The 6,742-nt window shown below is 53.8% G+C and carries 9 protein-coding genes; 5 read left to right on the forward strand and 4 right to left on the reverse strand.

Annotation, left to right across the window (positions count from 1 at the left end; genetic code table 11):
• Positions 1-68 precede the first annotated feature (68 nt).
• From ACFQDM_RS15605 to ACFQDM_RS15615, 3 genes are all read right to left on the reverse strand, one after another.
• Complete coding sequence (locus ACFQDM_RS15605; protein ID WP_377380616.1) at positions 69-623, reverse strand: hypothetical protein; 555 nt, start codon at positions 621-623, stop codon at positions 69-71.
• A gap of 67 nt (positions 624-690) precedes the next feature.
• Positions 691-978 carry a hypothetical protein gene (locus ACFQDM_RS15610; RefSeq protein WP_127899896.1) on the reverse strand — a complete coding sequence of 96 codons (288 nt, stop codon included), beginning with the start codon at positions 976-978 and terminating at the stop codon, positions 691-693.
• The gene (locus tag ACFQDM_RS15615) at positions 975-1,547 is read right to left on the reverse strand and encodes a recombinase family protein (protein WP_198143235.1); all 573 of its coding nucleotides are present in this window, start codon (positions 1,545-1,547) and stop codon (positions 975-977) included. The genes ACFQDM_RS15610 and ACFQDM_RS15615 overlap by 4 nt, the downstream gene beginning before the upstream one ends.
• A gap of 636 nt (positions 1,548-2,183) precedes the next feature.
• Between ACFQDM_RS15615 and ACFQDM_RS15620 the strand changes: the two genes are divergently transcribed.
• The 3 genes from ACFQDM_RS15620 (at position 2,184) to ACFQDM_RS15630 (ending at position 4,604) form a co-directional block, all read left to right on the forward strand.
• Positions 2,184-3,263 (forward strand): hypothetical protein, encoded by a 1,080-nt coding sequence (locus tag ACFQDM_RS15620; protein ID WP_377380619.1) that lies wholly within the window; start codon positions 2,184-2,186, stop codon positions 3,261-3,263.
• Positions 3,264-3,301: 38 nt separating this feature from the next.
• Positions 3,302-4,000 carry a competence protein CoiA family protein gene (locus tag ACFQDM_RS15625; RefSeq protein WP_377380621.1) on the forward strand — a complete coding sequence of 233 codons (699 nt, stop codon included), beginning with the start codon at positions 3,302-3,304 and terminating at the stop codon, positions 3,998-4,000.
• Positions 4,001-4,172: 172 nt separating this feature from the next.
• A complete protein-coding gene (locus ACFQDM_RS15630; RefSeq protein ID WP_377380623.1) occupies positions 4,173-4,604 on the forward strand; it encodes a GFA family protein in 432 nt (143 codons plus the stop codon).
• Positions 4,605-4,883: 279 nt separating this feature from the next.
• On the opposite strand, the gene ACFQDM_RS15635 is transcribed toward ACFQDM_RS15630, so the two are convergent.
• Positions 4,884-5,438, reverse strand: coding sequence for a rhodanese-like domain-containing protein (locus ACFQDM_RS15635; RefSeq protein WP_377380625.1), 555 nt, complete (start codon positions 5,436-5,438; stop codon positions 4,884-4,886).
• A gap of 140 nt (positions 5,439-5,578) precedes the next feature.
• Here ACFQDM_RS15635 and pedF point away from each other — a divergent pair, with 140 nt between their 5' ends.
• Complete coding sequence (gene pedF, locus ACFQDM_RS15640) at positions 5,579-6,250, forward strand: cytochrome c-550 PedF (RefSeq protein ID WP_217846936.1); 672 nt, start codon at positions 5,579-5,581, stop codon at positions 6,248-6,250.
• A gap of 144 nt (positions 6,251-6,394) precedes the next feature.
• The coding region (locus tag ACFQDM_RS15645; protein WP_377380628.1) for a thiosulfate oxidation carrier protein SoxY at positions 6,395-6,742 on the forward strand (348 nt) is incomplete at its 3' end.

The raw sequence follows: 6,742 nt of genomic DNA on the forward strand, positions 1-6,742 counted from the left end.
GATCACCTTACGCATGCAAGGGGTTAGCGGCAATTCTTTGTGTAGCCGTCGGCGGCTCTCTACACGCATCAGTATCTGACCCACTCGGTGGTATACGCACCGGTATGGTCCTGCATCCGCAAGAGGATGGCCCGGAAGTTACCAAATTCTGAGCTAAAGGCGTTGCCTGTATGCGTGGTTACCGCAGCACTGACCCAGCTCGGGACATTGCTTTGTGCCTGCCGGACAAAGTCACCCTCGCGATTGTAGAAATTGCGGATCGCGGTTGTAGAGGCTTCACGGCCACCACTGCCACTTTGGCTTCGCTTAGAAAGCTCCCAAACCTCAACGGCATCACGATACTGCCGTATTTCTGGGGTGAGACCGTCTGAGCCCAGATTAGGAACAGGTACTGACCCGCCGCCGCTCATCGGACAGTTCCAGAGCTGCAACGGCGGCTCAATCGGCCACGGCGTCACTCGTCGGATCACCTCGACCTGGGCGGCTGTGCATTCAGCTGACGGAGGAAACCCACCGGCCATGCACAAGAGGATCGCGCAGTCGATGGGGTAAGCATCCGCTATCGGCGCTGACGCCAGAGAGGCCGACGCGAAAGCTGCTGCAGCTAGGTATTTCAGTCGCATCACAGACCTCCGTTCGAGCGAGCTACCATAGGCAAACGACAGGTTACAACATAAATGAAATGTTTAATCATTCAACAATGTTTCCAGCTATCGCGCTTTTGTATCGTTCATGCCACCGGTTGCCCTGTTGGATTATGTCGGCCTGAGACTGCTGCAAACACAGCAAATAGGCATTCAGGTCGTTGAAATAACGGTCATACTCGTCCCTGACAGATAGACCGTAATGGGTGAGTGCCTGTGCGTCCTCGATGGGATCATTCGGCGTTACACACAGATGAAGCACCTGCTGCATTGAGGGTTCAAGGCCCGGCGCAGTCATCTGAGCAAGCGCAAGGATCGCCAATGATGCGATCATTTTGAGGCGTCCAATTTCAGTGCGATGGCACGCATAAGGGTAGCACGGCTAACTCCAAGTGCCTTCGCTGCTTGAGCCTGTGTCATTTTCTTTGAGGCCAGCCAGTCTTGGGCCTGACGTATCTGTGCCGGGGTCAAAAGGCGTTTGCGCCCGAACTGGCTGCCTCGGCTTCGCGCGGCTTCAAGGCCAGCTTTTGTTCGCTCCGCAATCAGATCTCGCTCAAACTGAGCAATCATCGCAAAGACGTGGAAGATCATTCTGCCCTGCGGGGTCGTCGTGTCGATCAATTCGTTCAGCGATCGGAGGCTGATGTCTCGGTCAGAAAGATTATTTGCTATCGCGATCAGCTCTTTAACGCTGCGCGCGAGCCGATCCAGGCGCCAGACAACCAGCGTATCGTTAGGAGAAAGCTTCGCCAAAAGGTTCTGCAGTTGCGGCCGGCCATTCTCATTTGCCCCGCTGCCCACCTCAGACACGATGTAGTCACACCCGGCCGCCTCAAGGGCATCGTTCTGTAGACGATGATCTTGGCCGCTTGTCGATACTCGGGAATAGCCAACTGTCGCCACGTGTGGCCTCATCAATGCTGCAGAAGTCACCCCATACTGGGCATGTCGCAAAACTCGCTTATTTGACGGATTTTGCAACACGTTTGGCGTTGCTGCATCAACGATCGTTTTTGAACATGGCTGGTATGTGGGTTGAGGGGAGGGCATCCACTGATCCGCGATAGGTCTCTTGAGCGCGGGGTCTGGAAGGATTTGCTAAGCTAAGGAAGCAGAATAACGTTTTGAACAGGCAGATTGGTTAATTTTGCGTTTGTGCTTGACTCGGCGTAAGTAAGCTAGACTCGACTTACCGGTCAGGCAGTCTGCCTTTCGGGCTTGCCAGCTTGTGAAAGCAGACGGTCAGTGTCGGCGCTGCCATGACGTGAAGAGCCCAAAGCGGCCCTCTGTGCTGTCAGCAACGGGCGCAGGTGCAACACGAGCTGCGGGCCTAAACGTGCCCAGCATCTCCCGTGCTGCCGAGCGGCTTTGGAGACGGATACTTGGTGATGGTCACAAAAACTAAGCCGGTGTGGTTTATGGCCTTCACAACCTTGTGGAGCCGAGACCGCAACAAACGACTAGATCTGGCAGATTGCTTTTAATTATAGCGAGTATTGAATTACAGATTGATTGCTCAACATAGATTGACCTAGAAATATGCCAAAAAAATCAAAGGCTCGCCGTGGGTATCGAAATTTTTCTTTGCAAGTTCTAACCAGCCGAGAAAAAATTTCTGGATGGTCAATATCCGGTGTGGATCCAAAGCCTGTGAAAAACTTAGATGGCAGGCCGTCGAGACGTGTTAGTGATACGAATCTAAAAGCATACTTTAAAGACATTCAAGGGTATTGGCGCCGCACTGATACCAATATTGATATTGACTTAGACAATCTTTGTGCAGCAACGCATGGACACATACGTAGGTCAATTATATCTGACGTCGAGTTTAAGATATTTCATAGTGAAATTCCTGATTGGGCGCACATGGCGGGCATCGAGCCTGAAAGCCGGGTAACGAAAACAAAGTTTGAGAGACTTATTGCCGGGTCAACAAGTGATGACCTGCTGCATAAATTCATCTACTTGCAGGATGTTCAAAATCTTCTCACGAACATCCAGCGGACAAGCGCGCAAATTACTCAGGTTATCGGCGAGTTTTACGGTATCCTGAATGACTGCGTCCCCTATCGTTACTCCATTGACGAAAGATCTGGCTTGCGATCGTCAGTAGGTGCCGAGACTGCATTACTGCACGCACATTTGGAGACTGTTTTCGTTCGCATGAGGAGTCTATTAGACTACGCCGTTAAAGTGTGGCTAGAAGCGGAACGAGTAAATATTGACTATTCTAAGATTGTAAAACTTAAGGGTGGATCAAAGCAGTACGGAGATAAGGGATCTCTCGGCGTAAATGAGCAGGCTGGCACTCTTTTTGTGAAGGATGAACTTATCTGGACGATTTGCTCCATCAGGGATAGAATTGTGCATGACGGGCATTTAGACGTTAGCGCTCGGATGTATGAAAGCTTTAAGCGTCGCCGATTGGTAGAACGTTTCGTCTTAATCCCTGACATGGTGGAAGGACGCTTTGAATCATTCAAGAATAGATCAAACTTCTACGGGCGGGATCACAAGATAAACCATGATCTACCCAGAATATACGACGACTTCTTTCAACGCATGCTTGCTACCATTGGCGCTCTACACGATCTGTATGCTTCGAAGATGATTCACTAAAGCTAGCATTATGGCACCAGCGCGCGGGAGACTATTGCGTGATCTACGCTTGGATTGATGGCACAAAGCGGCAACCGATAGCCAAGGGAGAGCGCACCGTATGTGAGGACTGTGGCGGGCTCCTCACCTCTGTCATGCCAGCTCAAAACGTCGCGCATTGGCGGCATAAGGCTGGCGATTGTGACCGCTGGAGTGAAACCGAAGGCCCTTGGCATCTGGGTTGGAAAGAGCAGTTCGAAGTTGGATGTCGCGAAATTGGCCTTTACGACTCCCTGGCCGGTGAATGGCACCGTGCCGATGTGCTGTGCGGTGCCGGCACGCCCATCGCCACCGTGCTGGAGTTACAACACTCCAGCATTAGCGAGCAGGAGCGCACCGAACGCGAGACCTTTTATCTCCAGAAGCATCGCATGTTCTGGCTTGTTCACCTGCATAACGACCATAGTTTCACCGGCACCAACTTCCGCTTATCGTTGGGCCTAGGTGCGCGCACAACGACCGTGGATGGCCATAATTTTGATATTGTGTACTTCGCTTCGCGTAGCAGCCAGTTCATTGAAAAGTGGAAGCGGTCGAGAGCTCACGTCTTTTTCGATTATCAGGGCCACATTTTCTATCTCGCCAACGAAAGGGTAGCGGCGCAGGCGAATGGGGGTCTGCCGTTGAAGAAAGGCTACTTTGCATATTCCCAATTATCGCGAAAAGAATTCATTCGTGCAGTGCAAGGGAACAGTTGACGCAACGAAAGGTCCCACCGTCGATCTGACCGTCAGCAAAGGGTTCTATCCAGACGCCGCCGGGTGCACCTATTAAATGCTTCTCGGAACAAAGCTGCCAGCCAACACTTGGACTGCTATACGCACCATGTTCTCTGTCTTTTTGGTGCGAACCTACGGATGGGGAGTGCAGATGAATAGCTCTAAGAAGTTTGTGGGGCATTGTCTTTGTGGCGAAGTCGCAGTGAGCGTTGACGGTCAGCACGACGCACAGCCAGGTGCATGCCACTGCCGTATGTGCCAAAGATGGTCCGGTGGGGTATTCCTTGCTTTCACGGCCGCTGCCGAAGCGGTTACGGTGGAAGGCCCCGTCAGGCGTTTTCAGTCCACTTCGTTTGCTGAGCGTGCGTTTTGCGGCACGTGCGGAACGCATCTCTGGATGCGAAATACCGATGATCAGGCAGCAGAGTACGAGCTGATGCCTGGGTTGTTTGATGCAGCTCATGACTGGCCGCTCCGTTCTGAGATTTACACAGACAAGGCCATGGCGTCAGTTCGCTTGGAGGGCGATCACCCCCGCAAAACCCAAGCGGAATTCGAGGAGTCGAACCAGCATATCGACTGATACGCCTAGCGTCCGGTTACGGCAGATTAACCCCGTCGCTGATAGTTACTTCGGCACTGACGGGCGCTTTTGGCGCTCTTCGCATCGGTTGGCTGCATGGCAATAGGGCTGCGATCAAACGCGCGAAGGAAGTTGTCTGCAACGCACAAACCTAGTTTCCATCGAGGTATCATAATACCTAGTAATGGTAATTATGTCCAGGAACATATATTTTTATAAGAGCCGCCAGTTAAATAAATTATATTCTTAATGGCCATAACTTTTCCAGGCTATTAATATTTACTTTGCGCTGCGGCATATCGAACCTGTATGTGGAGTAGCATTCTCAGTTGATTGTTGCGCATCAATCCATTCGTCTAGCCCCCCTGGGAACCATGAAATGTTAGTGAACTCGAGTTTCGAAATATGCTGTACGGCATTCCAGCTCATCCAGCAGTCACTTCGGCAAAATACGACGATGGCACGTGTTTTTGGACAGTCGGCTAGCGCAATATCCAAGTAATCTTCGATTTTTGCCTCAAGCCGTCCATGACCGGTTTCTGGCAGCCATATTGCTCCTGGTATAGTCCTGTGAGGCGTTGCAATCACCCAGCTACCGTCTTTTCGTATCTGGTGGCCGGGTGCGCCCATAACATCAATCAGCATTGCACCCTCGTCTCTAAGCGCAACTAGTTTGCCAAGATCGATAGTCTGTCCGCCCGGAACGGTCTCGGGAACCGGCGCACGATAGGATGAAATCCGTAGCCCGCTTAATTCATCGTGCAGCGGATCGGCCGCCAATGGCGTCGCAGCGAGCAGGTAGATCAATGCAGAAATATAAATATGGCTGGGCATAGTTTGCAGTCTATCGCAACATGGCGATCGTCTCGATACGACCTTTGGACAGTTTTGATGCGGCTTATCGACCAAAGTCGAATTGTCCGATCACCCACCTCTCGTCAACCTGACAAAACAGCACGATGAGAGGAAACGTCATGTACGGCAAGGCCCCCCCACTGACCGCCCTGGCCCTTATTTTGGGGACGGCCACTGCACTAGCCCATGGTGACACGGCTCCTATGGCTGTGGATACGACCGGCCTGCCTGAGCTTCCCGAAGAAATGGCAACGGAGAACCCATGGCGTGAGGCTGATCCGGAGATCATGTTCACCGCGGTCGAAATCGGCGCCAAGGGCTACAATAGCAACTGCGCGCGCTGTCACGGGCTTGAGGCTATCTCGGGCGGTTTGGCACCAGACTTGCGCTATCTCGAGGCGAATGACTTTGGCGATGAATGGTATGTCGACCGGGTTCTGAACGGCTATCACCAGAACGGCGCGGTCAAAATGCCCCCGTTCGGAGATATCCTGTCGCAAGAGGCCATTTGGGCGATCCGAACCTATGTCGAGACGCGTCCCGACGACATGGAGCTGGCAGATAAGCAGGGCGATATTCAATCTTATCATCAGCAGCTAACCGATGCTGCGGACGACGCTGCCGCCGCCGCCTTGGCCGAGCCGATGGCCACCAGCGGCGCCGAACTGGAGGCACTGTCGGGCGCGCCAAAATCGATCACCGCACTGGACGAAGCAGCATGGCTGCTTGCTCAGGAGCCGCCAGCGCGCAAGGACGCGTTGGATGCTCTGACCGCAGCGTTGCGGAACTAGGGGGGTGTGATGGGGGCCCTGCTGACGCATCTTCTGCCGGGCGGGCGCGCCGGAGCGTCAGCCTTCGCGCAGCGTGGGCCCGTTCCTTTGGAACCGCAGGCCGATCCCTTCGACAGCGGCATGTGGCCCGATCACCGGCGCGACATGCTGGGCGATCCACAGGACTGGCGGCATGATCCCGCGCTGATCGTTCTGACGGCGCCGGATGCTGAGGATGCCTCGCATGTGCCGGTCCTGATCGATGCCACATCGCTGACTGGTCAGGTCGAGCATATTGTCATCAGCATAGATTACAGCCCTTTGCCTAAGGTGCTGATCTACCATCCCGGACGCGCTGCTCCGCTGCTGGGCTTTGGTGTAAAGTATGAGATCGGCAGCCCCTTGCGCGCCAGCGTGGCGATGGCGGACGGCAGCTGGCGCATGGGCGCGAGCTTCGTCGATGCAGCAGGGGGCGGCTGCACAGCGCCCGCCGCGGCGCACGCCCGCCCGAAC

This window comes from Ponticaulis profundi (assembly GCF_042659465.1).
Lineage (GTDB): Bacteria > Pseudomonadota > Alphaproteobacteria > Caulobacterales > Hyphomonadaceae > Ponticaulis > Ponticaulis profundi.